The 25,412-nt window shown below is 64.1% G+C and carries 22 protein-coding genes; 12 read left to right on the forward strand and 10 right to left on the reverse strand.

Annotated elements, in window-relative coordinates; translation table 11 throughout:
• Positions 1-352: 352 nt before the first annotated feature.
• Together GV035_RS00345 and GV035_RS00350 are read left to right on the forward strand one after the other, a co-directional pair.
• Positions 353-1,501 (forward strand): MraY family glycosyltransferase, encoded by a 1,149-nt coding sequence (locus GV035_RS00345; RefSeq protein ID WP_159832576.1) that lies wholly within the window; start codon positions 353-355, stop codon positions 1,499-1,501.
• A gap of 398 nt (positions 1,502-1,899) precedes the next feature.
• Positions 1,900-2,985 (forward strand): EpsG family protein, encoded by a 1,086-nt coding sequence (locus tag GV035_RS00350; protein WP_159832577.1) that lies wholly within the window; start codon positions 1,900-1,902, stop codon positions 2,983-2,985.
• A gap of 103 nt (positions 2,986-3,088) precedes the next feature.
• Here the strand turns inward: GV035_RS00350 and GV035_RS00355 are convergent, their stop codons facing one another.
• On the reverse strand, positions 3,089-3,502 hold the full coding sequence (locus tag GV035_RS00355; RefSeq protein ID WP_159832578.1) for a GtrA family protein: 414 nt from the start codon (positions 3,500-3,502) through the stop codon (positions 3,089-3,091).
• 47 nt (positions 3,503-3,549) lie between these two features.
• Positions 3,550-4,245 (reverse strand): class I SAM-dependent methyltransferase, encoded by a 696-nt coding sequence (locus tag GV035_RS00360; RefSeq protein ID WP_159832579.1) that lies wholly within the window; start codon positions 4,243-4,245, stop codon positions 3,550-3,552.
• Positions 4,246-4,692: 447 nt separating this feature from the next.
• Between GV035_RS00360 and GV035_RS00365 the strand changes: the two genes are divergently transcribed.
• The 5 genes from GV035_RS00365 to GV035_RS00385 all read left to right on the forward strand — a co-directional run bounded on the left by GV035_RS00365 (position 4,693) and on the right by GV035_RS00385 (position 11,671).
• A complete protein-coding gene (locus GV035_RS00365; RefSeq protein WP_159832580.1) occupies positions 4,693-5,628 on the forward strand; it encodes a glycosyltransferase family 2 protein in 936 nt (311 codons plus the stop codon).
• On the forward strand, positions 5,625-7,241 hold the full coding sequence (locus GV035_RS00370; RefSeq protein ID WP_159832581.1) for a hypothetical protein: 1,617 nt from the start codon (positions 5,625-5,627) through the stop codon (positions 7,239-7,241). The genes GV035_RS00365 and GV035_RS00370 overlap by 4 nt, the downstream gene beginning before the upstream one ends.
• A 261-nt stretch (positions 7,242-7,502) precedes the next feature.
• Complete coding sequence (locus tag GV035_RS00375; protein WP_159832582.1) at positions 7,503-8,609, forward strand: NADH:flavin oxidoreductase/NADH oxidase; 1,107 nt, start codon at positions 7,503-7,505, stop codon at positions 8,607-8,609.
• A 68-nt stretch (positions 8,610-8,677) separates the two neighbouring features.
• On the forward strand, positions 8,678-9,046 hold the full coding sequence (locus GV035_RS00380; RefSeq protein ID WP_159832583.1) for a hypothetical protein: 369 nt from the start codon (positions 8,678-8,680) through the stop codon (positions 9,044-9,046).
• 291 nt (positions 9,047-9,337) lie between these two features.
• The gene (locus GV035_RS00385) at positions 9,338-11,671 is read left to right on the forward strand and encodes a beta strand repeat-containing protein (RefSeq protein WP_159832584.1); all 2,334 of its coding nucleotides are present in this window, start codon (positions 9,338-9,340) and stop codon (positions 11,669-11,671) included.
• A gap of 52 nt (positions 11,672-11,723) precedes the next feature.
• Here GV035_RS00385 and GV035_RS00390 read toward each other — a convergent pair whose 3' ends face one another.
• Both GV035_RS00390 and GV035_RS00395 read right to left on the reverse strand, forming a co-directional pair.
• On the reverse strand, positions 11,724-13,487 hold the full coding sequence (locus GV035_RS00390) for a ShlB/FhaC/HecB family hemolysin secretion/activation protein (protein ID WP_442859506.1): 1,764 nt from the start codon (positions 13,485-13,487) through the stop codon (positions 11,724-11,726).
• 217 nt (positions 13,488-13,704) lie between these two features.
• Positions 13,705-14,874 (reverse strand): zinc-dependent alcohol dehydrogenase, encoded by a 1,170-nt coding sequence (locus tag GV035_RS00395; protein ID WP_159832585.1) that lies wholly within the window; start codon positions 14,872-14,874, stop codon positions 13,705-13,707.
• Positions 14,875-15,249: 375 nt separating this feature from the next.
• On the opposite strand from GV035_RS00395, the gene GV035_RS00400 reads away from it, so the two are divergent.
• Positions 15,250-16,119 (forward strand): manganese catalase family protein, encoded by an 870-nt coding sequence (locus GV035_RS00400; protein ID WP_159832586.1) that lies wholly within the window; start codon positions 15,250-15,252, stop codon positions 16,117-16,119.
• 346 nt (positions 16,120-16,465) lie between these two features.
• Here the strand turns inward: GV035_RS00400 and GV035_RS00405 are convergent, their stop codons facing one another.
• Entirely contained in the window at positions 16,466-17,674 is a 1,209-nt protein-coding gene (locus tag GV035_RS00405; RefSeq protein WP_159832587.1) for a zinc-dependent alcohol dehydrogenase, read from the reverse strand.
• A gap of 121 nt (positions 17,675-17,795) precedes the next feature.
• Here GV035_RS00405 and GV035_RS00410 point away from each other — a divergent pair, with 121 nt between their 5' ends.
• Positions 17,796-17,999 (forward strand): CsbD family protein, encoded by a 204-nt coding sequence (locus tag GV035_RS00410; RefSeq protein ID WP_159832588.1) that lies wholly within the window; start codon positions 17,796-17,798, stop codon positions 17,997-17,999.
• 15 nt (positions 18,000-18,014) lie between these two features.
• Here the strand turns inward: GV035_RS00410 and GV035_RS00415 are convergent, their stop codons facing one another.
• Complete coding sequence (locus tag GV035_RS00415; RefSeq protein ID WP_159832589.1) at positions 18,015-19,823, reverse strand: RecQ family ATP-dependent DNA helicase; 1,809 nt, start codon at positions 19,821-19,823, stop codon at positions 18,015-18,017.
• 351 nt (positions 19,824-20,174) lie between these two features.
• Between GV035_RS00415 and GV035_RS00420 the strand changes: the two genes are divergently transcribed.
• Positions 20,175-20,486 (forward strand): hypothetical protein, encoded by a 312-nt coding sequence (locus tag GV035_RS00420; RefSeq protein WP_159832590.1) that lies wholly within the window; start codon positions 20,175-20,177, stop codon positions 20,484-20,486.
• 96 nt (positions 20,487-20,582) lie between these two features.
• Here GV035_RS00420 and GV035_RS00425 read toward each other — a convergent pair whose 3' ends face one another.
• The 3 genes from GV035_RS00425 to GV035_RS00435 all read right to left on the reverse strand — a co-directional run bounded on the left by GV035_RS00425 (position 20,583) and on the right by GV035_RS00435 (position 21,976).
• Positions 20,583-20,972 (reverse strand): hypothetical protein, encoded by a 390-nt coding sequence (locus tag GV035_RS00425; RefSeq protein WP_159832591.1) that lies wholly within the window; start codon positions 20,970-20,972, stop codon positions 20,583-20,585.
• A 152-nt stretch (positions 20,973-21,124) separates the two neighbouring features.
• On the reverse strand, positions 21,125-21,421 hold the full coding sequence (locus tag GV035_RS00430; protein WP_370650741.1) for a DUF6723 family protein: 297 nt from the start codon (positions 21,419-21,421) through the stop codon (positions 21,125-21,127).
• 204 nt (positions 21,422-21,625) lie between these two features.
• Complete coding sequence (locus tag GV035_RS00435) at positions 21,626-21,976, reverse strand: cupin domain-containing protein (protein WP_201303875.1); 351 nt, start codon at positions 21,974-21,976, stop codon at positions 21,626-21,628.
• Positions 21,977-22,333: 357 nt separating this feature from the next.
• Between GV035_RS00435 and GV035_RS00440 the strand changes: the two genes are divergently transcribed.
• On the forward strand, positions 22,334-22,777 hold the full coding sequence (locus GV035_RS00440) for an SET domain-containing protein (protein WP_159832592.1): 444 nt from the start codon (positions 22,334-22,336) through the stop codon (positions 22,775-22,777).
• Positions 22,778-22,929: 152 nt separating this feature from the next.
• On the opposite strand, the gene GV035_RS00445 is transcribed toward GV035_RS00440, so the two are convergent.
• Positions 22,930-24,135 (reverse strand): polysaccharide pyruvyl transferase family protein, encoded by a 1,206-nt coding sequence (locus GV035_RS00445; RefSeq protein WP_236572365.1) that lies wholly within the window; start codon positions 24,133-24,135, stop codon positions 22,930-22,932.
• A gap of 442 nt (positions 24,136-24,577) precedes the next feature.
• On the opposite strand from GV035_RS00445, the gene GV035_RS00450 reads away from it, so the two are divergent.
• The gene (locus tag GV035_RS00450) at positions 24,578-25,345 is read left to right on the forward strand and encodes a hypothetical protein (RefSeq protein ID WP_201303876.1); all 768 of its coding nucleotides are present in this window, start codon (positions 24,578-24,580) and stop codon (positions 25,343-25,345) included.
• The last annotated feature ends 67 nt before the right edge of the window (positions 25,346-25,412 follow it).

The raw sequence follows: 25,412 nt of genomic DNA on the forward strand, positions 1-25,412 counted from the left end.
TTACCGCATAACGCGCTATTGCTTGCTCGGTTCCGTATCGTATACCGCAGCAGTTGTGAACGGCAACACGGTTTATCTATTTAGTTGGTTCATCTGAACATACAAGAGCGTGTTCAGTAGGGATTTCCTGTATGAATTCCCGAAAAAAACTCTGGAATGCCTATGCGATGTTGTTTACGATACGTCTCGGATGCATGACTCCACTTTGATGCAATTCGCCAATTTCTGAACGACTATTTGTTTATCGGTTATTCGTGCGTACCGCAGCATCGACCCCCTGTTCGGATAAGAAGGACACCGAGTAATCTTTCGCAGTGCACCATGCCGCCTTGCTGCGCACCCGGAGAAGCAAATGGTTAACTTGACAGTTGGCTTCGCAAGCGCGTTTTTGATGACCTGGCTGGTTGTCAAGTATGCGGGAACCTGCGCACGCTTCTCGCTCGACTTCGACCTGCGCGCAGTTCAGCGGAACCATTACAACGCCGTGCCCAGGGTCGGCGGCCTCGCCATCTTCTGCGGCACCGCCATCACGTTCGCGACGTCCACCGTGTCCCATACCTCGCCGACGTATGAAGCGTTCCTGTTATTGAGCTGCGCCACGCCTGCCTTCATCGGCGGCCTTGCCGAAGATCTGACGAAGCGCGTGAGCCCGCGCGTGCGTCTCGTGTGCGCGCTCGTGGCGGCGCTTGCTTGCTGCTTCGTCCTGCACGCCGTGGTGGAGCGCGTCGACGTGCCCGCAGTCGATCTCGTGCTGGGCATCGCGCCTGTCGGCATCGTGTTCACGATGATCGCCGTGGCGGGCGTCACGAACGCGATGAACATCGTGGACGGCCTGAACGGCCTCGCGTCGGTCGTCGGCATTCTCATCTTCGCGTCCATCGGCTACGTGGCCGTCTCCGTCAACGACTGGCTGGTCGCGAGCGTCGCGTTCGCGATGATCGGCGCCATCGGCGGCTTCGTCGTCTGGAACTACCCGTCGGCGCTCGTTTTCATGGGTGATGGCGGCGCTTACTTCATTGGCTTCATGATGGCGGAACTCGTCGTGCTGCTGATCGCGCGTCACCCCAACGTCAGCGCCTTCTACGCGATCGTCGCCATGTATCCGGCGTTCGAGACGATCTTCTCGATCTACCGCCGCCGCTACGTGCGCGGCCGCGCCGTCGATGCGCCCGACGCGCTGCATCTGCATACGCTCATCTACAAGCGCATCGCGCGCAAGGGCATCGCGTTCAGCGACCGGCAACAGTGCACGCGCCGCAACTCGGTCACTTCGGTTTATCTGTGGGTGCTGAGCCTCATCCCGATCGTTCCCGCGACGTTCTTCTGGAACTCGCCGTATGTGCTCGGCATCGCGGCGCTGGCCTTCGCGAGCGTGTATCTGTGGATCTACTCCGCCGTGGTGAGATTCAAGACGCCGTCCTGGATGATGCTTCCGGTATGGATGCTCCGTCACGCTTCGCGCGCCGAACGCCGGACGGCAGCGCCTGATCGCCTGCGCTGATACTGCCGATACGCCCGTTCGCAGGCGCCCGACGGGCTTCTACACGGTCACTTGATCAGCGTTTTTGTTGCACTGAAGCAAGGCCGCCAAGTTAGCGGACAAGATGTCGTGATGCCTCTACTGACTTTCAGTTTCCCGCCGAATCGTTTTACGCCGAAGCCGGCGGTTGCGCATAAGCCGACCGCCGCTTTGGCATTTAGTGCATTGATTAAACGTCGCGCTTAGTCTAACTCGCGGAATTTATATGTGCGTCACCGCACGGATTTAATCACTTTTTCTAAATATATTGCGCGGGGAATTCGCGCGGAATAAAAACTGATTATGTTTTCCCTGCTTCTTTATTTTGACGCGATCATCCGGAGCGGGTTCCTGATAACGGATAACGATGCAAGAGACGCATGAAGAATCCAGCCGTGTATAGAAACTCCGGCCTGTTGGATGTCAATCAGGTGCGGCACGAAGCCCGTCCCTATTTCGCGACGCCTGCCGGATGGGCCTTTCTGCTGCTCGCGTTTTACATCATCTGGTTTCTTTCGACGTCCGAACGGTCGATCTATAGCATCGCGGATCAAGACGCGTACCTTGCATATTTCAGATACACCGACTGGGAGTGGCTCAAGGCCTACTTCGCCCACACAGGTTTCGGGCTCAGCGTCGTCCCGCACCTCATCACGGACGAAATCGGCTGGCGGCTCTGGATCATCCTCGTGAATTCGCTGGGCTTCACGCCGGAGTCGGGCATCCGGCTCACCGTCGCGCTGTCCAACGTGCTGGTCTTCTGTGCGCTCGCGCGGCTGCGCCGTCCGCTGCTCGGGCTCGTGATCTGGACGGTGGTCCCGGCTGCCCTTTTCACCATCGGCCTGTTTCAGTTGCGGCAAGGCTTCGGCTTCGGCGTGGCGATGCTGCTCGCCATCGGACTGCGCCGGCCGGTGCTCGGCATGTGGATCGCAAGCACCATCCACACGACATTCGTCATTCCCGCCATGCTGATTACCGTCGCATCGAGAAGCGGCAAGGACAACCGGATCGCCATTCCCGTCGTCGTCGTGTTCGGCTCGGTGCTGGCCGCGAGCGCGCAGACGCTGTTCGATACCTTCGGCGGCCGTCGTCTGGACGACTACGCGAACTACACGGCGGAGTTCTCGGTCAACCTGCTCGTGCTGCTCATGTCGTACGGGCTTGCATCGGTGCTGGTGCTCGCGGCGCTTCCGACCCTGCGCGCCGTGCGCCTGCGCACGCCCTTGCGTCATCTCGCGCTGATGCATCTCGGCCTGCTCGCCTACCTCGTGTGCGCGTTCGTCTTCTTTCCGTTCGGCAAGGACCGCGTGTTCTACTACATCTCGCTGCTGCTGCCGTTTCTGATGCAAGAGATTCGTGTCAAGGACGGCATCACGCTATGGATGACGACAGTGCTCTACTTCATGATGGCGGCGGATGTCTATCTCGCGTCACAGAAGGGCGTGTACACGTATTTCTTCAGATAGCGCGGGATGATGGTCGGCGCTTGCGACACGACACGACACGATGTCTTCGACAATCGCCACTTGTCGCGCAGTCGTTCGTCGCACCGACAGTTCTTCTCGATAGTCACAACGGCTGTTGATCGGAACGTGATGGCTCGCCGCGCAGCGCCCAATACTTGTTGCCGATGAAGCCCACGACCAGATACACCGGGATGCCGCTCACTTGCGCGAGGTAAGGCGCGTGCGTGAGGCGCAGCGTGAAGAGAACGGTCCCGAGATTGCACAGGTAAGACACGAGCACAACGACGAGAAAGCGCAAAGCCGACTCGCGCGTGGCTGCCGTCTTGAACGTGAACTTGCTGTTGAGCGCGAAGCTGACGAGGATGCCGATCGCATATCCGATCATGTTCGCGACGACGGGACTGCTGCCCGCCGCTTGCACGCCGAAGATGATGGCGGTCGACAGCACCGTGTTGAGGCCACCGACCAGCAAGTATTTGAGGAACTGGAGACGGACGTCGGCCACCGATGCGGACATGAGCAATTGAGCATGAAGGGTGATAATGCGGCGCAAAACGCGCTCTGTCACGCGCCTTTCGCATACACGGCGTACTGAGCGCCGAGCGGAATGCGTGTCATGGCCTTCTCGAACGGGCGCAGTGCAGCGAGCGCGTGAGGAAAGAAGATGCGGTAGCGCACTTCGACATCGGCGAATCCGGCCTCGCGGCAGCGCCGCTTCATGTCGGGCGCGGGGATGAGTTTGGCGTTGACATCGAACTCGCATGTATTCACCGCCTTCACGGTCAGCGGGTTATACGGGTTGTGTTCGAAGATCACGAGCGTGCCACTGCGCCCCACGACGCGCCGCAACTCGCGCAGCAAGTCGACATGTTCCGCATGGTCTATGTGGTGGAACACACACATTGCGTACGCCAGGTCGAACTCGCCAGGCTCGAAGGGCAGCGTGCGGCCATCGAAGTGAACGAAGCGCGCCAGATTAGCGAAGCGGCTTTGCGCGACTTCGAGCGACCGCTCGGACACGTCGGCGCACGTGAGGCTTGCATCGGGAAGATAGTGGCGAGCCCACGGAATCGACGCGCCCACGCCCGACCCGAAGTCCAGCATGCGCCGGGGCGCCACATGCCGGCGTGCCATTTCCTGCGCGATATCGCGGATCTTGTACTCGGCGAAGAACGCCGGACCTTCACCCGACGCGGCAATGTTCTTCGCGTGCAGCGAAAGATACTCGTCGGCGAATTGATCGAACTCGGCTTTGTCCATACGTGAGTCATCTCCTCGGCGTTTGCAGCCTGATTGCACATGCACGCGGCTCAGACGAGCGGCTCGTCGCGCGCCGTCATGTCATCTTAGAACATCGCCAACGTATTGTTGTTGCGGTCATCAGACGCTCGAATTATCCGACGGAAGATGACCCGCTTCGACGTGAAGGTGCGTGCTCGCTCGCGCTGCATCGCTGAATGCACGCACATCGCACACGCCATGTCAAACGTCCGCTCGACACAGGATTTAGGCGTTCGAAATGGTTGAAATTTTTTTTGCTCTGCGCGTAGTATGTACTGCGTCCTCGCACCCCCGTGTGCTGTCCTCGGCAACTGACGAATCGTCGATTCATCGCTTTGTACTTCGAAGGGAATAAGCAACTTGCCTCAAAGTTTCGATCTTGCCAAGACGCGGATCGAGGCACCTTGTCAATCAGGGGGCTCGCCCATGACGATGTTGAATATCATCGTGCCGTGCTACAACGAAGAGGAAGTTTTGACGGAAACGAGCACGCGTCTGCTCGCGCTGCTGAATCGACTGATCGGCGAAGGCGTGGTCACGGACGAAAGCAGGATCACGTTCGTCGACGACGGCTCGCGCGATCGTACATGGTCCATCATCGAGAGTCTGCACCTCGCCAATGCGCGATGCCGCGGCATCAAGCTCTCGCGCAATCGCGGGCATCAGAACGCGTTGCTCGCGGGCTTGCTGCTTGCGCAAGGCGACGTGCTCGTGAGCCTGGACGCCGACCTTCAAGACGACATCGAAGCCATTCCGCGCATGCTCGCCGAGCACCGCAATGGCGCAGAGATCGTCTTCGGCGTGCGGCACAAGCGCGCGTGCGACACGTTCTTCAAACGCTTCACCGCGCAAAACTACTACAAGGTGCTGAAAGGGTTGGGCGTGGACGTCCTGCCCGGTCACGCGGACTTCCGGTTGATGAGCCGCAAGACGCTCGAGGCGCTCAAAGAGTTTCAGGAAGTCAATCTGTTTCTTCGGGGCATCATTCCGCTGCTCGGCTTTCGCACGGCCGTCGTCGAATACGAGCGCGCCGCGCGATTCGCAGGTGTGAGCAAATATCCGCTCGGCAAGATGCTCGCGTTCGCCTTCGACGGCATCACGTCCTTCTCGGCAGTGCCCTTGCAATGGAGCACGCGCATCGGCGCGCTGCTCGCCGCCGGTTCGCTGTGCTTCGGCGCGTGGGCTGTGTATGCGCGCCTTTTCACCGATCTCGCCGTGCCCGGCTGGGCGTCCACGGTCGTGCCCATGTACTTTCTCGGCGGCATCCAGCTGCTTTTCCTCGGCGTGATCGGCGGCTATATCGCCAAGACGTATGCCGAGACAAAGCGTCGTCCACGCTTCATCATCGAGCGAACGCTATGAACATGCCGATCGAAGGTGCAGATGCCGCCGCATCGTCCGCCGGGCCGTCGCTCTCGCGCAGCGGCTCGTTCATCGACCGTTTGCCGCGCGCGCTTTTCATCGTGGCAGTGCTTTATGGGGCCGTGCTCTTCTGGATCGCGCCTCGGCCGCCGCTTGCCGATCTGCCGCAACATGCCGGGCAAGTCATGCTCCTGCACGATCTTCTTGAGCATGCGTCGCCGTGGACGGACCAGCTGCGGATCAATCTGTTCACGCCCTATCTGATCGGCTACGGTCTTGCGCTGCCGCTCACGTACGTGATGGCCGTTTCAGCGGCGATCAAGCTCATTCTCACGCTCGCCTACTTCGGATTCGTGGCGTCGTGCATCGCATTCCGGAAGGATCTGAACGGCGATCCGAGGCTCGACATCCTGTTTGTGCCGGGTTTCTTCGGCTTCGCCTTCGGCTGGGGCTTCTACACGTTTCTTGTCGCGGCGCCCGTGGGCATGCTGTTTTTGCGGCTCGTTCATCGCTATGCGGCGGCTCCTTCGTTGAGCAAGGGCGTCGTCGTGTCCGTGGCGGGAACGGCGCTTTTCTTCTGCCACGGCCTCGTCTTTCTGTTCGCCTGTGCGACCGGTGTCTGCTTCGTGCTCGTGAAACAGCGGCGTGTCGGGTCGATGCTGTGCGCGCTCGCGCCGTTCGTGCCGCTCGGCCTGCTATGCATCGCCCATGCGATGTGGAGCCATGCGAGCGATCCGGTTCTCAACCATGGCATCCAGAACGTGACCGCCTTCGAATGGGGCTGGACCGACAGGGTGTCGAAGCGTCTCATCTCGCTGCCCGTCTTCGTGTGGAGCCTGTCGAAGGACGGCGCGCGCTATCTGCCGGTCGTCGCGCTGATGGCCGCCGCGCCGTGGCTCTGGCGCGACAGGATCAATCGCGACCGCGCCGCCATCGTGCCGATGATCGTCGTCGTGTTCATCTGGATGCTCGTGCCCAGCACGGCGGCGGGGACGGCGTTCTTGTATCAACGGTTCGGCGTGTTCCTGCTGCCCGCGTATGCGCTGATGTTCGTCGCCGCAGAGCCAGCCCATTGGGATGCGCGGCGGGCCATGTCTGCCTCCGCCCTCACGCGCGTGCGTGACGTGGGCCTTCAACTGGCGATGATCGCGGGCTGCCTCGTCTTCTTCACCGACCAGTCCATCCGTCTGCATCGTTTCGCGGCGGAGAACGCCGGGCTGGAACAATTGCTGTCGCAGACCGAACCGGGCCAGCGCGCGCTCAACCTCGTCTTCGATCCTGAGAGCGCCGCCTACGGGAGTCCGGCTGCGTACATGCATCAGGCGTTGTGGTATCAGGCGGAAGAGCGCGGATTCGTGAATCCGAACTTCGCGATCTTCCTCCCTCAGATCGTGCGCTTTAGACCCGAGCACGTTCCCCCCGACACTGAGCACGTCGTTCAAGAGCCTGACACGTTCCAATGGAAGACGGACGGCGGCCGCGCATATCGGTACTTCTTCGTCCACAAGGCCGAGCCGTTGCGGGCGGACTTTTTCACCAACGACGAGTGCGATGTCGCATTGGTGACGCACTCCGGCGCATGGTGGCTCTACGAGCGGCGCAACTGTCGATGAAGGGTCGCTTACGACGATTCCATACGCATACCTAACTAACCTTACACCGAGCGTCGGGACGACATCGACGCTATACGCGCCGCATGCGGTGATTCTTGCGATCCCGCCCCGGCATGCCGCGCAAACGCTCCCTCGCGTGCCTGAGTTCGGCCACAACGCCAACCGTCCGACGCGACCTCCTCTCGCCGCCGGAATACGCATTGCTGCGCAACGGGCGACGGCGTCGGCTTTCGACGACGCTGAAACAATGAGGAGAATCGCATGGCACAAGCCGCACTTTTTACCCCCGCTCGCCTCCGCAATCTGGAGCTGGAGAACCGCATCGTCATCGCACCGATGTGCCAGTACTCGGCCGAAGACGGCTGCATGAACGAATGGCATCTGATCCATCTCGGGCAGCTTGCCCTGTCGGGCGCGGCGCTGCTCACCATCGAGGCGACCGCCGTGCTGCCGGAAGGCCGCATCACCTGGGCCGATGTCGGCTTATGGAATGACGAGACCGAAGCCGCCATCGAGCGCACGCTCAAGGGCATTCGCCGCTGGTCCGCCATGCCGATCGCCATTCAGCTGAGCCACGCGGGCCGCAAGGCATCGACGGAAGTGCCGTGGGAAGGCGGCGCGCAGATTCCGCCCGACCACGCGCACGGCTGGCAGACCGAAGCGCCGTCGTCCGTGCCGGCCGATGAAAGCGAAACCCCGCCGGTGGCGCTGGACCGCGCGGGACTCGAACGCATCCGCGACGCGTTCGTCGCGTCCGCGAAGCGCGCCGCGCGGCTCGGCATCGACCTGATCCAGATTCACGCGGCGCATGGTTATCTGCTGCATCAGTTCTTGTCGCCGCTTTCGAACAAGCGCGACGACGAATACGGCGGCTCGCTCGAAAATCGCATGCGTTTTCCGCTTGAAATCTTCGATGCCGTGCGCGCCGCGTTCCCGGAAGATCGCCCGGTGACGGTGCGCGTGTCCGGCACGGACTGGATCGATGGCGGATGGGATATCGAGCAGACCATTGCCTTCGCGCGGGCGCTGGAGGCGCGCGGCTGCGATGCGATCCACGTGTCGAGCGGCGGCTTGCATCCCGCGCAGCAGATTCCCGTCGGGCCGAGCTATCAGGTGCCGCTCGCGCGCGCAGTCAAGGGCGCGGTGAAAATGCCGGTCGTCGCGGTGGGGCTGATCACGGGCATCGAGCAGGCGGAAGGCATCGTCGGGACGGGCGACGCGGACATGATCGCGCTCGCCCGCACCGCGCTCTACGACCCGCGCTGGCCGTGGCACGCAGCAGCGGAACTGGGCGCGCACGTGCGCGCGCCGAAGCAGTATCTGCGTTCGCAGCCGCGCCAATATCGGGATTTGTTCGAAGAGGACTGAGGCTCGCGCCGACGCCGCGGCGTGCTATCTTCAAGCCGTCGCGCGTCGCCGTTTCATGTGGTGCCATCATGAGTCAAGTCCGCTATCCGCTCGGACCCGACGACCGGGTGCATCTTCTCTGCTGGCTGACATGCGGCTTTCTCGGCGCGTTCTATCTCGAAGGCGCGTGGCCCGAACCGTCGTTTCAGGTGCGCGCGGCGCATCGCTGGCTGGACAACCACAACCGCGCCGCCGACTGGATCGAAACCGCGAGGCTCTCCGTCATGGCGCAGTCGCTCGCTTCGCGCTTCTGTCCGCTGCTGGATACCGAAGCGGGACGCGCCGCAATCGAGCGGATCATCGAAGGCGACGACCTCGACTACGAAAGCGAGCTCGTGCAGCGCATCTTCCACGCGTGCGTCGTCCAGCTCACGGATCGGCGGCGGCCGTCGCGCTAGCCTTCGCTGCCCTCGCGGCGGTTGCATTTGTCCTACAAACATCCTTGGGCACGACACTTATTTTCCTTGACAACGCATGGCGCGCGCCTTGCAGCAAGCCTTCGGCCGTGCGGTCTTTTTTCTGACGAGGCAATGTGCGGTAGCCCACACTCCGGCGTTTGGGCGCATTGCTACATTCGTGCCGCCTGCTCGCACGTCGATGTCCGCGCCCTCTTGCTAGTCGATGATGGCCCGGCTACACCGTCAGCGGCCCAATGACGACAAAACAAATCGACACCGTCCGGAGGGTGTATGCAGCGCAGTATCGGTTCCTTCAGTCGCGCCTTGCGGCTTCGGCCGCTCTCGGCCATCGTGCCGCTCATCGCCGGTCTTTCCTGCGCGCACGCCGCGCCGCCGCTTCCGAGCGGCGGGCAGTTCGCCACGGGCAGCGGTTCCATCACCGGCGGCGGCCGGTCGCTCGTGATCGACCAGACGTCGACGCGCGGCGTCATCGACTGGAAGAGCTTTTCGATTGGCAGCGGTCGTCAGGTGACGTTCAACAACGGCAGCGGCGCGACGCTCAATCGCGTGACGGGCGGCGATCCCTCGACGATTCTCGGCAAGCTGACGGCCACGGGCAGCGTGTACCTGATCAATCCGCAGGGCGTGCTCGTCGGCCCCGGCGGCGTGGTCGCGACGGGCGGGCGCTTCGTGGCGTCGTCGCTGAACGTAAGCGATGCGGCCTTCATGAAAGGCGGCGACCTGACCCTGTCCGGCGATGGCCGCGGCGTCGTGGTCAATCTCGGCAAGATCGGATCGAGCGGCGGCGACGTGTTCCTCGTCTCACGCACGGCCGTGGTCAATGCCGGCTCCATCGACGCCCCGAAGGGCAGCGCCGAACTGGCGGCGGGCGCGCAAGTGCTGCTGCATGATGCATCGAGCGGCCAGCAGGTTTTCGTGCAGTCGGGCAGCCAGGGCATCGTGACGAACGCCGGCGCGATCCGCGCGGCGCAAGTCAGCCTGCAAGCCGCCGACGGCAACGTGTATGCGCTCGCCGGCAACAACGCGGCGATCCGCGCGACCGGCACCGCGACGCGCGACGGTCACGTGTGGCTCGTCGCCGATCACGGCGAAGTCCATGCGGCGGGCGCGATTGTCGCGGCGAGCGCGAACGGCAGCGGCGGCACGGTCGAAACCCGCGCGACCACGCTTAACGTCGCGGGCGCAAACGTTGTCGCGGGCGAGTGGACGCTTTTCTCGCCAGCGTTCACCATCGACAGCGCCACCGCTGACGCGATTTCGCGCAGCCTCGGCAACGGCACCTCCGTGAACGCGCAGTCCGGCGGCGACCTGACGCTGAACGGCAACGTGCGATGGAACGGCAACGCGGCATTGACGCTCGGCGCGGCGCAGGGCGTGACGGTGGCGCAGGCATCGACGATCGCGAACACGGGCGGCGGCAACCTCACGCTGCGCGCCGATGCGAACGGCGCCGACAACGGCGGCAGCGTGACGAATCGCGGCAAGATCGACTGGTCGGGCAGTACGGGCATCGTCAGCGCGCTCTACGACATGAACGGCAGCTACGCGCCCGGCACGCTGCTCACGCACGCCGGCCGGACAGCCGCGCCGTACAGCGGGCTCGTCACGCAGATCACCGCGTACAAGCTCGTCAACACGCTCGCCGATCTCGGCCGGGTCTCGCAGAATCTCGCGGGCAACTACGCGCTCGGCAAGGACATCGACGCAAGCGCGACCGCGTATCCCAATTCCTTCACGCCGATCGGCGCGACGCCTGCCACGCCCTTCACCGGCCAGTTCGACGGCTTCGGCCACACCATCGACCGTCTTGCGGTCGGCGATTCCTCGGCATCGGGCTATGTCGGCATGTTCGGCGTGATCGGCGCGAGCGGCGTGGTGCGCGACATCGCCCTGACGAACGCGAGCGTCGGCGGCGGCGCGCCCTCGACCTACGGCCTGCTCGCGGCGCAGAACAACGGCTTGATCGCGTATGCGTCGACCTCGGGCGATCTGTCCTATGGCGGCTTCGGCGGCGGGGGCAACGGCGGTCTCGTCGGCGCGAACAACGGCCGGATCTGGCGTTCGTCGAGCAGCGCGACGGTCGGTTTCCAGGGCGCGTCGGGCGGCCTCGTGGGCGTGAATGCGGGGACCATCGCGCAGTCGTATGCGACCGGCAACGTGAGCGGCGGCTCGCACGGATCGGTCGGCGGATTGGTGGCGTTCAACACCGGCACCATCTCGCAGTCCTACGCGACCGGCAGCACCGGCGGCCAGACCGGCGACGGCGGCCTCGTCTACGACAACGGCACCACGGGCGTCATCAACGAATCGTTCGCGGCGGGGCAAGTCGGCGGCGGCGGGCCTCCGTTCGCGGTGTACGGCGGCATCGCGGCGACGAACGAGGGCGTGATTCACAACGTCTACTGGAACCGTGACACGACGACGCGCACGAACGCCGCAGGCGCCGATAACGGCACCGCGCCCGGCAACGCGAACGGGCTTTCGAGCACGCAAATGCGCGTGCCCGGGAGCTTCGCGTCGTGGAACTTCGGCACGGGCGGCGCATGGGCGATGCCCGCCAACGCGACGCATCCGGTGCTGAGCTGGGAGCAGGCGCGGCCCTAACGCCCTGACGCGTTTTTGCGAGAAGCACGAAGGGCGGGCGGCCGTCCGCCCTTCAACTCCCGATCACGACGAACACCTCGCCCAGCGGCGCCTTCGATCCGTTCGGCGCGACGGCTTTCAGCGGGAATCCGAACGTTCCCCGCACGCTGACGAAGCGCCCCATCTGGAAGCGAATCCCCGCGCCGATGCTCGCGAGCGATGCGTTGTTGACCTCGCCCGCTTCGGGAATGCGGTTCCAGACGTGCCCGGCATCGAAGAAGACGAAGGGCTGCATGGCCGCGACGCCGAGTGTCAGCGCGGGCGCGCGCATCTCGGTCTGCACGTTCCAACCGCGATCGCCTTGCGCCGCATACGGCTCGTAGCCGCGCACGGTCGCATCGCCGCCTAGTCCGAGTTCCTCGCTCGGCAAGAGCGTGTTGCCGGTCCACTGGAAGAGCCCCCGCGCGGACACCGAAAATCCCGACGCGCCCAGCGGCGACTCGTGCTGCCCCGACACTTGGAAATACTGATAACGCGGCGTCGCGCCGAGCCGGGCGGCATCGAAAGCGGCTTCGTTGTTGCTGCTGTCGAGACGGCCGGGGCTCGCCACGAGCGACGCGTTCAGATGCGTGCCGCCGGACGGATCGGCGTTCGTGAGGTCATAGGCAATCACGAACTGGTGAATATGCGTGTTCGCGTTGAACACCTGAAAGCCGCCGAATTCGAGGTCGTTGTTCGACCGCTTGAAGTCGTAGCCGAACTGGAGCTGCTGCTGCCACGCGCCCGCGTGGTCGAGCGGCGGAAGCAGGCGGTCGTATCGAAAGCTGAACTGCGAACTGATGCCGGACTGTCCATAACTGTCGGGCAGGCGCGGCGTGCTTTGCGCGAACACCCCGAACAGTTCGATGCGATCCATCCACGGCAGCGGCGCGAAGAAGTTGAACGCATGCGCGATAAAGCGCGCACGGTCCGGCCGTCCTTCGATATCGGGATTGCCGGAGAAGAGATCGTTGCTCGCCGTCGCCTGATAGCCGATGCGCGCGTCGATGCCGAACAGGTTGCCGTAATCAAACCCCGCCAGAAAGCGGTCGCGCCCCAGGTCGCGCACGCCGTCGTTGTTGTAGCCGCCATACACGCGCAGCGGCAGGCGGTCGTCCGTTTGCAGCAGCACATCGGTCGTGTTTTGCGCCTCGCCGGGCGCATAGATGACGTCGACGCGGCGATACGGATTCGCGTTGAGCAGCGCGAGCCCCGCTGCGACATCGGCTTCGTGGATCGGTTCGCCGCTCGCAAGCGGCATCTCGCGCGTGAGCAGCGCATCGGAGAAATAGCGGTTGCCCTTCGCGATCACGCGGCCCGCGCGGAACTCCGCGACCGCGATCGTCACGACGCCGTTGCTCACGTCCTGCTCGGGCACGTAGACATCGACGAGCGGCTGGCCCGCGCCGCGATACCGCTGCACGACCGCGCGGCGGATCTGCGCGAGGCGCGCGAAGGTGAGCGGCTTGCCGAGATCGGCGGCGAAGGTGTCGAGAAAAGCCGGGTCGAGGAGCGGCAGGCCCGTGGACGTGATCGCATCGTGCGCGGCGGACTGATGATCACTCGATGCAGCCTCGCCTGCGCGTGCGAACGCGATGCCACGCAGGTTGTCGATGGCGACGGCTTGCGATTCGTCGCCCGGCTGCTGCGGCGGTTGCGGGGCGCGCGGGCGGGCGGCGGCGGGCGGCGCAATCGGCGCGACATCGCGATACGCCTGCGCGGCGGCATCGCCGATATGCGCACACATGGCCACCATCGCGACGGCGAACGCGCGCATCGGCGCCGAAAGACGCGTCATGCGACGCGGGTGCGGTTGCCCGGACTGTCGATGCGACGGGCGGGCCGGCCGCGCCGGGCTTGGTCAGCGTGTGTCACCTCGCCTCCGATGCTGTCTTTTGCTGGGCCGCCGACTATATATCGGCGGCCATCCGGCTCGCCAGCATGCGTCCGGCGTGAATGTGCGCCAGCGCACGCTGAATACGACCCGGCGCGCGCCTGCGCATCGCATCACGCGCTCACGGCTTGAGCACGACCTTGATGCAGCCGTCTTCCTTGTCGCGGAACGTTTTGTACATGGCCGGTCCGTCGGCCAGCGACACCGTATGCGTGATGACGAACGACGGATCGATCTGTCCGTCCTGGATGCGCTTGAGCAGGTCGTCCGTCCAGCGGTTCACGTGCGTCTGACCCATGCGCCAGGTCAGTCCCTTGTTCATCGCGGCGCCGAACGGAATCTTGTCGATCAGCCCGCCATACACGCCCGGCACCGACAACGTGCCCGCCGGGCGGCACACATAGATCATCTCGCGCAGCACGTGTGGACGGTCCGTCTCAAGCATCACGGCCTGCTTCGCGCGGTCGTACATGGCATCGACCGAACGCGTCGCGTGCGATTCCATGCCCACCGCGTCGATGCACTTTTCCGGACCCTTGCCCTGCGTGAGATCGCGCAGACGCTCCAGCACGCTCTCTTCCTTGAAATTGATGACGGTCGCGCCGCCCGCGCGCGCCATCGCGAGGCGCTCGGGCACGCAGTCGATCGCGATCACCTGCTTCGCGCCGAGCAGCACGGCGCTGCGAATCGCCATCTGGCCGACCGGGCCCGCGCCCCAGATCGCGACCGTGTCCGTCGGCTCGATATCGCATTGCACGGCCGCCTGCCAGCCGGTCGGGAAGATGTCGCCGAGAAAGAGCACTTGCTCGTCCGTGAGGCCATCCGGAATCTTGACGTGCGTCTTGTCCGCGAACGGCACGCGCACGTATTCGGCCTGTCCGCCGGGATAGCCCCCCGTCAGGTGCGTGTAACCGAAAAGACCCGCGGTCGTGTGGCCGAAGACTTTGTCCGCGACATCCTTGTTGCGGTTGCTGCGTTCACAGACGGAGAAATTGCCGCGTTTGCACTGATCGCACTCGCCGCAGACGATGGTGAACGGCACGACGATGCGGTCGCCCACCTTGAGCGCCTTGTTTTCCGCGCCGACTTCCATCACTTCGCCCATGAACTCGTGGCCCATGATGTCGCCGGATTCCATGCCAGGCATGAAGCCGTCGAAGAGATGCAGGTCCGAACCGCAGATCGCGCACGTCGACACCTTGATGATGGCATCGCGCGGCTGCTCGATGACCGGGTCTGGAACCGTCTCGTACCGGATGTCCTTCTTGCCTTGCCAAATCAGCGCCTTCATTGTTTGCCTCCAGCGGAGTGAATGATCGGATCGCGCGTCAGTTAGGTCAGCAGCGGAGCACCGACCATGACGCTTGTGCAGCAACGCGTGTACCGCGCCGTTAGCCGGCATCACGTAAGCAATACAAGAACGCAGCCGCTGGCGTTGAACGTTGCTCGCGCGCCGAAAACACGAGCGCGCCTGCGAACGCCCTCGCAAGCCGCGCCGCGTGTCGCCCCTATCGATGCGATTGGAAAAATGAAACGCCGATGTGCGCGCTGGGAATACCCACTGCTATCAACTCATGCGCCCATTCGGCTCAAACCATGGACGCTCGATGGCGCTTCCCCGCATCGATTGTTTCGAACTTTCGCACTTTCATCGAAGGAGCCTGCCATGTTCATACACAACAAACGTCTGCAATACACGGTGCGCGTTGCCGCGCCCAATCCGGGCCTCGCCAATCTCCTGCTGGAGCAATTCGGCGGACCGCAAGGCGAGCTTGCCGCCGCCATGCGTTACTTCACGCAAGCCGTCACCGAAGACGATGCGGGCCGCAAGGACTTGCTGTTCGATATCGCGACCGAAGAGATGAGCCATCTGGAGATCATCGGCAGCATCGTCGCGATGCTGAACAAGGGCGCGAAGGGCGCGCTGGCCGAAGCCGTGGAGCAGGAAGCGGAGCTGTATCGGTCGATGACGGGCAACGGCAACGATTCGCACACCACCGCGATCCTGTATGGCGCGGGCACGCCGCTGACCAACTCGGCCGGTGTGCCGTGGACGGCGGCGTATATCGACACCATCGGCGAGCCGACGGCCGATCTGCGCTCGAATATCGCAGCCGAAGCGCGGGCGAAGATCGTCTACGAGCGGCTCATCAACGTTACCGACGATCCCGGCATCAAAGACGCGCTCGGCTTTTTGATGACGCGTGAAATCGCGCATCAGAAGTCCTTTGAAAAGGCGCTGCACTCGATTCAGCCGAACTTCCCGCAAGGCAAGCTGCCCGGCGTGCCGGAGTTCACGAGCGTGTACTACAACATGTCGAAGGGCGACGACGCTCGCGGCCCGTGGAACGAAGGCGGCGACTGGAAGTTCGTCGCGGACCCAGAGCCGGCAGTCGACGGCGGCGACGGCACGGCGAGCGTGAACGTGAGCGAGATGGAGAAGGACGCGCTGACCACGATGGCCACGCGCACCGCGTCCGACCCCACCGCCGATCCGGTGACGGGCGCGGATCTGGGCGCGGGCAAGGCGGTCTGACGCGTGATTGGCGTACTTGAACAAACGGCCGCGATCATGGCGATCGCGGCCGTTTGCTTTCGATCAAGCGGGGCGAGCTAATTCTGCGAAGTCGAGGCGACAGCGTGTCGATCATCGCGACGTTCGCGCCCACGTTGCCGAGTTGGCCGGCCGCATGATGTGCGTGCCACATCGGATTGCCCGTGCGTTTCGAGCCCGTGGGCTATTCGACACGGGCAGCCCGGTATCGGCGGGACCGAGCAGCAAAGGGGAACCTGACGTGGAGAAGTCCTTCGCATCTCTCGCTAATCTTTGCGGCGTCTGACGTCTTCGACACGACGAGTTGCAGTCGGAGGACACGGGGCTTCTAAGCGGCAGGGTCCAGTTTCACCTTGATCCATCCCGGCTGACGCAGATCGAACGCCTTATACGCGTCGATGACATTCATCATCGGCTCGCGTGTCGTCAAGACGCGAAGCGGATCGAACGAACCGTTGCTCACGCGCTCGATGAGCGGCGGCGTGATCGCGCGATGATTGCAGTTGCCCATCTTGATCGTGAGATTCTTGTTCATCGCGATACCGAGCGGGAAGAAGCGATCGTTCGGCGGATACACACCGATCACGCCGAGCGTCCCCGCCTTCGCGAGCGCGGCGACGGCCCAGTCGAGCGCCTGCGTCGGCGCATTGCCCGGCGTCCAGTTGTTGCCGTCCTGATTGCGCTCGGGCGTGACCGTCTGGCTTTCCTGCTCCGCTTGCTTCGTCTTGTCTTGCGACGCCGCCGGTCCGCCTTCGGGATGCACGGCATCGACGCCGACCGCATCGATGGCGCGATCCACGCCGATACCGTTCGTCAGCTCGAGAATCGCCTGCACCGGGTCTTCCTCATCGAAGTTCACGGTTTCCGCGCCCTGCGCGCGCGCCATGTCGAGACGGTCCTGTAAGCGGTCCACGGCGATCACGCGCCCTGCGCCGAGCATCCAGGCGCTCGCAATCGCAAACTGGCCGACCGGCCCCGCGCCGAAAACGGCGACCGTATCGCCCGGACGCACTTCCGCGAGTTGCGCGCCGAAATAGCCGGTCGGAAAGATGTCGGAGATGAGAATGGCGCGCTCGTCATCGACGTTATCGGGCAGCCGAATGAGGCTCGCGTTGGCGAGCGGCGTGCGCGCGTATTCGGCTTGCAGGCCGTTGATCGGCCCCGTGCTTTTCGGTCCGCCGAAGAACGCGGTGCCGGCGGACGGGCCGTTCGGATTCGCGAGGTCGCATTGCGCGGTGTAACCCTGCCGGCAATACCCGCAGCATCCGCACGAAATAGTCGATGGAATCAGCACGCGATCCCCGCGCTTGAGATTGCGCACGCCCTTGCCGATCTCTTCGATCACGCCGACGCCTTCGTGTCCGAGGATCGTGCCCGGCACCATGCCCGAGAGCGTGCCGCGCACCATGTGCAGGTCCGTGCCGCAGATCGCGCTCGAAGTCAGCCGGACCACCGCGTCGTGATCGTGCTGGATCGTCGGGTCGGCCACGTTGTCGAGCGATATGTTGCCTACGCTGTGAAACACGACTGCTTTCATCGTCTGACTCCTGGAATGGTTAATCGAACGCTAGTTCAGCAACGCACGCGCCCGTGAAGCTCGGGCATAGCCGTTGCGACCTTCAGTGCGTTGAAACCGCTAATCCCGAAAGGAGAGTCACATGAACAAGGACGCGACCGAAGGCATCAAGGAACAGGTGAAGGGCTGGGTCGATACGGCCATCGGCACCGTGACCGGTGACGAGGACCGCAAGCTCAAGGGCGACGTCGAGATCACCAACGGCGCGAACCGCAAGGACTACGCCGACCAGAAAGACAATATCGAAAAGGGCATCGAAGATCCGGGCGAACCGACCAACACATAACGCCGCTTCTCCCGATCACGCCGCGCGCTTCACATAGCGCGCGATGAAGGTGCGCGTCTCGTCGTCCGGGAAGCGCACCGCCACGCGGTCCGCGCTCACCATCTCCACGACGCCATCGCCATATCGACGCACGCGCACGCGGTCGCCCTGGCTGAACGTTTGTGCATTTCGCTTCGGCTTCGCTTCTTTCTCGTGCTCTTCCGATAGCGCCTGTTCACGCACTTCGCGCGGGCTTTCCTGCACTTCCGGCGGATGCAGGCAGTTGTCGCATGAGCCGCACGTTCCGCCGCCGAGTTCATCGTCGGGTGCGCGATAGGTGACTTCCTGCTTGCTTGCGGCCGGCGGCGCGGCAACGTCGTCCGCATCGTCGGCGAAGTAGTCGAGCAGCATGCGCCACCGGCACCGCGCGCTTTGCGCATAGTTGATCATGCGTTCGAGCACCGCGCGATCGCGCCCCGCTCGCGCCGCATAGCCTTGCGCGGCGTCGTCCAGCTGCGCGATGGCCGCGCCGTCGTCGATCAGCTTCATGCCGCCGCGCCGCGTGCGACGTGTCACGCCCAGGTCATTTAGCAGCGTCGCCGCGACACGCAGCTTGTTCGCGCCGACATGCGGCAATGCTTCGCGCAGGCGTTCGACCGGCTTTTCGAGCGTCAGACTCGCGTTCTCGCGCGCGAGGTCGCGCACCGTTTCCGCGACGCGGCGAATCGTCTCCGCGCTCGGATAACGTCCGCCGAGGAAGAACTGCTGGACCTGCTTGTCTTTCAGTTCGAAGAGCAGGATGCACCTGGCCGGCTCGCCGTCGCGGCCCGCACGACCGGCTTCCTGATAGTACGCGTCGAGGCTGCCCGGTACTTGCGCATGCAGCACGAAGCGAATGTCCGGCTTGTCGATGCCCATGCCGAATGCGTTGGTCGCGATCATCACCCGTGCGTCGTCGCCCATGAAGGCGTCTTGCGCTTCGGATCGTGCGCTCGCGGCCATCTTGCCGTGGTATCGCTGGGCCGCGACGCCGGCTTCCACGAGCGCGGCGTGCAGCGCGTCGCATTCGGCCACCGTCGCGCAATAGATGATGCCGCTGCCTTCAAGCGTGCTCGCCAGTTCGATCGCGCGCGCCCGCTTGTCTTCGGGATTGGTCAGTTGCTCGACCGAGAAATGCAGGTTGTCGCGATAGACGCCCGTATGGATCACGGTGGCGTGCCGCATCTGCAATTCGCGCACGATGTCTTCGATGACAGCGGGCGTCGCCGTCGCGGTGAGCGCGAGCACGGGCGGCCGGCCGAGCGTCTTGACCGCGTGAATCAGCTCGACGTAGGCAGGGCGAAAGTCGTGGCCCCACTGCGAAATGCAATGCGCCTCGTCGATGACGACGAGCGGCACCGAGGGCATGTCCTTCGCCGTGAGCGTCGCAGTGAACTCCGCATTGACGAGCCGCTCCGGCGTGACGAAGAGAATGCGGACCTCGCCCGCCGTCACCGCTTGCATGGCTTCGCGTTCTTCTGTCGTGGACAAGGTGCTGTTGATGACCGCCGCCGCTACACCGGCTTCGGTGAGCTTCACGGCCTGATCGCGCATGAGCGAGATGAGCGGCGACACCACCACCGTCATGCCGTCTAGCTGCAAGGCCGGCAACTGATAACACAGAGACTTCCCCGCGCCCGTGGGCATCACGGCGAGCGTGTCGTTGCCGTCGAGGACGCTGCGGATGACTTCATCCTGTCCCGGCCGCAAGTGCGGGAAGCCGAATACTTTGCGAAGCGCGGTTTCGAGTTCACGGTCGAGCGGTTTGCGCGCGCGAGTGGCGATGCTACGTGTGGTGTCGTTCATGTCGATTGCGTTGGATTGGAGCGTCGCGCGGTTCGCATCCGGAGGTTCATCGAGCGAGGTTGACGCGCCGCCAATCAAGCAAGCGTCAGTCCCACGCCAAACGTTTGAAGAAAAGCACACCATCGCGTGAAAACTTTGCGGGCGGGTCCGTGCGGTAGCCGACGTACCGGTGCAATCGGAGTCGGCGATATCGGCCAGGTTTCTAACAGACAAATAAGGGTGAACGCTAATGCCCGCGCGGCTCCGCGTACGTCCGTTTCATTTGGAAACACATTATCTGCGGCAAAAACGCGCGGAAGGTACGCACCTTGCTCTATTAGGTGCTTTCCGAATTCACGCAGGATGATTCCCATGACACGAACCCTTGCAGCCGCCGCTGCCCCCGCATTCCGACAGCGTCGCCCGGCCCAACTCGCGGAGCGCGAACTCAAGCATCTGGAATTGATTCTGGCGAGTTTCGTGGAAGGCAGCACCGCACCGGGACGTCTGCCGACGAAGTACTGGGACATGCGCGTGGCGCAGCTCGATAGCGACTACGAGCTTGTTCCGTCACAAAGTCACCGCGTCGCCTCTCTGCAACGCAAGCTGGCGATGCTCGATGCGGCACTCGGTTCCGCCGCCGCCGACGCACAAGAGAAGCAGAATCGCCGCGTGGCAGCCTGAGCTCAAGCCTCCGCCACCCGAGCCACCGCAGTTTCCCGTCTATCGCGCGCGCCGACATTGCCGCGTGCGTTGCCCAAATTGAACGACCGCGCGGCGCTACTTGGCCCGCCGGATAAGCGCGCGCGCCACGTTGGCGGCCAGATCCGCGCGAAGCTCGGCCCATTTGCCGAGCAGTGAAGCATCGTTGGTCAGGAAGTAAGGCGCATCGGCCCAATGCGTGTTCTTGCCGTCCGGACTCGCGAGTTCGAAGACGCGCATGTCCAGGTCATCGCAGGTGCCCATGCTCACGAGTTCGCCGAACGAATGCACGCCTGCAAGCGCGACGTTCTGAATGCCGACGCCATGCACCACCGCAATGACGGTCTTGCCCATGCGCCACGCAGCCTCGCGGCTGTCGGCCATGACGAACGCGATGCCCTCGACAGGCGCTATCAGCGTCACGCGAAAAAGCCGCGATTTGCATACGTCACTGAGTTGAGTGGTCATGGTGGCCGCCGGCGCGAGAATGAGATCCGATATGCGAGGAGAGCGACGAAGCAGCAAGACACGCTCCCGCCTCAGCAGCAAGACACGCTCCCGCCTCGCCGCCGCTTTGAGCGGCTTTGGTTCTACGAGTTCCGGCGACGCTCCCCGGTTCGTTAAAGCTCGGGACGCGCGAGATCGGCTTGCACGACTTCGTCGCCCCGGCGCTGCGCCGCTTCGATCGCATCCGACTTCGACGCGTAAGGCCCGAGCGTGTCCGCGCCTTCGAATGGAAACAGCAAACGCCCGTCCGTTTTTCTCACGACTTTCAGCGTGCCGTAATAGCCGCTCGCGGCGCTGCCGCGATACGACGCATAAATCTGGAAATCACTCTCGCTCGCGCCTGGCGTCGGCGCGACGATGCGGGTAGGAAAATAAACAAGCTTGGGGCGTCTGCCACTCGAATACGTCACGAAAATCACCGGTTGAACGCGCGTGAACCATGCGTTCGTTTCGTGAGGTCAACGCGAACGCGGCTCGTCGCCATGCGATGCGAACCGGGTGCGCGCCTGCCGTCGGAATTGAACGTAGGAATTGAAATGCCGCTGCTTCAATACTGAGCAATCCGCAAGCCGCATCGCGTGTCCAGGACGCGAGCACCGCTTGAAGAATTCACGCTACGGCTTCGAAGCGTGGGGTTCGTCGCAGAACACGCTGGCCGCGTTCTTTCGTTCGACGGTGAGATTCACGGACCGCGCGCCCTTCGGACGGGTGCGATGACGCACGCCCGCCGGAATCGTGAGCAACTGACCGGCGTGCACGTCCACCGGGCCGTCTTCGAAGTCGATGACGAGCGTGCCTTCGGTCACGATGAACGTCTCGTCCGAGTCCGGATGCAGATGCCAGTCATACGGTGCGGTCATCACGCTGATGTGGATGCCGTGATCGTTGACGGTCGCGATAACGCGGTTGAGATAGCCGTCGTTCGGCATGTCGGCGAGCGTCGTGAGATCGATGGGCGGGATCATTGCGGCTCCTTTCGTGCGCGTGGTCATGCCGTCGAGGCTAATGAGCGTGGGCCCGCTGCGCAAACGAATCGTTTTGCCTTGTCTGCGAAGCGCGCTCACACTGGCAGGCTTACTGCACATCAGGCAACGGATGGCCTCGGTCGGGGCACTCAGTGGACGTCCGGTCACGATTCGTCACGCGCTGCTCCTCTTACGCCTGAGTTGCAGTTACGATACTCGCGAGCGCCTTGCGTATCGCGCGTTTGCCGGTGGAAACTGCGCGTCTGAGGGCGATGGCGCTTCATGACGGCGCCATCATCGCGATTACGGCTGACGTGCGCCCGACTTCCATTCATCAACACTGCGACTCGCCACACCATGCGTCGAATCACTGTCCGAACATCGCCTGTCCACGGCCGGGGCGTCTTCGCGCTCGCCGATCTGCCTGCGGGCGCGCTGCTCTTCGAGTACAAAGGCCAGCGTCTTTCGTCGAAAGAAGCGCAGCGCATGTACGAACGCTCGAACGCCGAGGACGGCCATACGTTTCTCTTCGGACTCGACGACGGCCGCGTGATCGACGGCGCGCGCGGCGGCAATTCCTCGCGCTGGCTCAACCACAGTTGCGCGCCGAATTGCGAGGCGGAGCAGGACGGCGAGCGCGTTTTCATCCGCTCGCTCAGCCCGATCGTCAAGGGGCAGGAACTGTTCATCGACTATCGGCTCACGGTCGAGGGACGGCGCACGGCGGCGCTCAAGCGCCTGTACGCGTGCCGCTGTAGCGCAGCGAACTGCCGCGGCACGATGCTGTCGGGCGAACGCTGACACGCGGGGAACGCCGCGCTTCTTGAGGATTGCCGCGTTGTCGCACAGGCTCACGTTCACCGCGCGCCGCGCGTCAACCGAGTGCATTACATTCGACGCTCAGCGCGGCGAGGCGTGATTCCCAGTCGCGTCCCGTTGGCGAGGCGGCCATCTCACCAGAGCCGCGCGGCGCCAGCGCGGTACAACCGCGCTAGCTCCAAGGAACGCTGTCTTAGCGCATCAGCATCGACGCTCAACGCATCGCGCATGGCCGTTTCGAGTTCGTCGATCGGGACGGCGCCTGGCGTGTCCGCATCCTCCCACGTCAGCGCATAGGCCGCCTGCTTGCCGGTCCGCGCCGCTTCGTCCGGATGAAGAATGTTGACGCGCGGCAGCCCGCACGCCATCGCGACGATGCGCCCGTGCAAGCTGCTCCCCGCGTAACCGGCGCTCGTCGCGATCAAGGCGCACACGTCCCAGATGTCGAGCGACCGGAACATCACCGGGCGATGACGCATGCGCGCGGCGAGACGCTCGTACGCGTCGATGTCGTCGTGCCACGGCGCCGCGCCCGCGCGAAACAGTGCGATCCCGAGTCCGGTCGATGTGGCAAGCGCATCGAATTGGCGCGCCAGCCGGTCGAGCGTGGCATCGTCGCCGAAGTCAGCGCTGAACTGCACTGCGAGATGGCCGCGCGGAAAGGCCCGTCGCACGTCGGCCGCCGCACCGTGGCCGGCGCGCGAGCGGATGCGCGAGTTGAAAAGTTCGGCGATCATCGTCACCGGGTCCGTAACGAGCCGCGCCGCGATGCCGGCGGCGCGCAGCGTCGCTTGCGTGTGCGCGTCGCGCACGCTCAGGTCGTCGGCGCTGCGAAGCCTCGTCAGGACTTCGTTGCGCAGCGCAGCGTCGCGGGAATCGAGCGATGCGCCGCCCACCGCGTTGAAACATATCGACGACGCCTGCGGGAAGGTCTCGCGGCCAACGACGTAGGGCGCGAGCGCATCGGAGTGCAGCATCGCGCGCGCATACGCCGAGCGTTCGTCGGCTCGCACGCCGTATCGCGCGATGTGGGCCTGCGCGTCTTCGGGGTCGCCGAGCATCACGGCGGCTTCCCAGGCGTCGCAGGTCAGCAGTTCTCCGCCTGCATGCACGAGCGTGACCGGCGCATCGCGCAAGCGCCCGGCCAACGCGCCGAGCGCGGCGACATCGTGGCCGCCATATGCGCGCAGATCGCGGGCGCGCAGTCCCGCGAAAAGCGGCTTCACATCCGGCCGACGCTCGGCAAGCAGACGTTCCGCGACGTGCGCGAACAGCATGTCGCCGAAGTTATGGCGGTCGAATGCGCCGAACACGATGACGTTGGCGGCGGCGTCGGGCAAATGGCCTCCTTTGCACGCGGTCTGATGCTTTTGCGACCTATTGGGCGTGACGGTTACAGCGGATTCCGCCAGTTGTCTCGGCTCGGACCGCGTTGTGAGCGAATCGGTCGACTTGAGAGCCTTGTGCCTAGAAACGCGCTCGATGCTCTCAGAAACTATCTTAGCGTGACGGTCACAGCGGGTTCCGTCAGTGCTCTCCGCTCCGACCGCGTTGTCAGCGAATCGGTCGACACGAGGGCATCGTCGCGAAAGGGACGGCGCGACGGGCAAGCGTGCTCCGTCAGCCTTCTCGCCTCAACCGCGTCGTCAGCGATCAAAGTCGACACGGGGGCATCGTCTCGAAAACCGCCGAGGCTCCCGCTTGACTCGCCGTATGCAAGCGCCTATACCAAACGTTCCGCTTCGCGCAGCGAGGCGAGCACCACCGCGACCGGAGCCTCCAATGACAAGCACGACACGCGCCGCGCCGTTCCCTGCCCCGCTTGCCCTTCCCTTCGTTGCGCTTTTGGCCGCATGTTCGACAAGCGTACCGCCCGCCCCGCCAGCGGCAACGGTGACGACCACGCTGCCCTCGGGCGGCGTCTACAAGGGCACGCTCGGCAGCGCCGACGCCACCTTGCTCATGCTCTTCGACGGCACGGCATATCTCTTCTATGCGACTTCCAGCGAAGGTCTCGCGGGCGTCACCATCGCAACGAACGGCTCGCAAACGAGCGATGGGCGCTTCACCAGCGCGTCCGCACTGGATTACCGCATCGGCCAGGCGCCGCCGTCGCCGGTAGCGTTCATGGCGAATTTTGCGCACGCGCCCGCCGTCGACGGCGCGATCACGCGCGACAACGTCGGCGAGAGCCAACGCTTCACCGCGACCGCTGCGCCCATGCTCGACACCGCGCCGACCCTGGCCAATGCGGGCGGCCTGTACAGCGGACACGGCATGTCGCTCGGCGGCGCGACGACGACGCGCATCACCGTTGCCGCCGATGGCTACGCGGCCGGCACGACCAGCGCCGGCTGCATCTTCAAGGGAACGGTGCGCCCGCTTTCCGGCGTCAACGCCTACGCCGTGTCCGTCACGTTCGGTCCCGCGCCCTGCCCGCTGCCCGACGCGATGGTAAACGGCAACGCCATCGTCGACGGCGCGCGGCTCACGGTCGCGCTGCCGAGCCCGGACCGCTCGAACGTCTTTCTCTTCGACGGCCGGAAATAACGCCCGCGACGGCATCCCAACGTTCACAAAATTCGCGCGCCGCTTACATAAGGCATCGTTTCCTGTC

It is taken from the genome of Burkholderia sp. 8Y (assembly GCF_902506145.1).
GTDB lineage: Bacteria > Pseudomonadota > Gammaproteobacteria > Burkholderiales > Burkholderiaceae > Caballeronia.

Excerpts from the sequence above, each read along its gene's own strand:
- GV035_RS00345 (WP_159832576.1), top strand. The coding sequence starts at position 353 with ATGGTTAACTTGACAGTTGGCTTCGCAAGCGCGTTTTTGATGACCTGG.
- GV035_RS00350 (WP_159832577.1), top strand. The coding sequence starts at position 1,900 with ATGAAGAATCCAGCCGTGTATAGAAACTCCGGCCTGTTGGATGTCAAT.
- GV035_RS00355 (WP_159832578.1), bottom strand. The coding sequence starts at position 3,502 with ATGTCCGCATCGGTGGCCGACGTCCGTCTCCAGTTCCTCAAATACTTG.
- GV035_RS00360 (WP_159832579.1), bottom strand. The coding sequence starts at position 4,245 with ATGGACAAAGCCGAGTTCGATCAATTCGCCGACGAGTATCTTTCGCTG.
- GV035_RS00365 (WP_159832580.1), top strand. The coding sequence starts at position 4,693 with ATGACGATGTTGAATATCATCGTGCCGTGCTACAACGAAGAGGAAGTT.
- GV035_RS00370 (WP_159832581.1), top strand. The coding sequence starts at position 5,625 with ATGAACATGCCGATCGAAGGTGCAGATGCCGCCGCATCGTCCGCCGGG.
- GV035_RS00375 (WP_159832582.1), top strand. The coding sequence starts at position 7,503 with ATGGCACAAGCCGCACTTTTTACCCCCGCTCGCCTCCGCAATCTGGAG.
- GV035_RS00380 (WP_159832583.1), top strand. The coding sequence starts at position 8,678 with ATGAGTCAAGTCCGCTATCCGCTCGGACCCGACGACCGGGTGCATCTT.
- GV035_RS00385 (WP_159832584.1), top strand. The coding sequence starts at position 9,338 with ATGCAGCGCAGTATCGGTTCCTTCAGTCGCGCCTTGCGGCTTCGGCCG.
- GV035_RS00390 (WP_442859506.1), bottom strand. The coding sequence starts at position 13,487 with ATGACGCGTCTTTCGGCGCCGATGCGCGCGTTCGCCGTCGCGATGGTG.
- GV035_RS00395 (WP_159832585.1), bottom strand. The coding sequence starts at position 14,874 with ATGAAGGCGCTGATTTGGCAAGGCAAGAAGGACATCCGGTACGAGACG.
- GV035_RS00400 (WP_159832586.1), top strand. The coding sequence starts at position 15,250 with ATGTTCATACACAACAAACGTCTGCAATACACGGTGCGCGTTGCCGCG.
- GV035_RS00405 (WP_159832587.1), bottom strand. The coding sequence starts at position 17,674 with ATGAAAGCAGTCGTGTTTCACAGCGTAGGCAACATATCGCTCGACAAC.
- GV035_RS00410 (WP_159832588.1), top strand. The coding sequence starts at position 17,796 with ATGAACAAGGACGCGACCGAAGGCATCAAGGAACAGGTGAAGGGCTGG.
- GV035_RS00415 (WP_159832589.1), bottom strand. The coding sequence starts at position 19,823 with ATGAACGACACCACACGTAGCATCGCCACTCGCGCGCGCAAACCGCTC.
- GV035_RS00420 (WP_159832590.1), top strand. The coding sequence starts at position 20,175 with ATGACACGAACCCTTGCAGCCGCCGCTGCCCCCGCATTCCGACAGCGT.
- GV035_RS00425 (WP_159832591.1), bottom strand. The coding sequence starts at position 20,972 with ATGACCACTCAACTCAGTGACGTATGCAAATCGCGGCTTTTTCGCGTG.
- GV035_RS00435 (WP_201303875.1), bottom strand. The coding sequence starts at position 21,976 with ATGATCCCGCCCATCGATCTCACGACGCTCGCCGACATGCCGAACGAC.
- GV035_RS00440 (WP_159832592.1), top strand. The coding sequence starts at position 22,334 with ATGCGTCGAATCACTGTCCGAACATCGCCTGTCCACGGCCGGGGCGTC.
- GV035_RS00450 (WP_201303876.1), top strand. The coding sequence starts at position 24,578 with ATGACAAGCACGACACGCGCCGCGCCGTTCCCTGCCCCGCTTGCCCTT.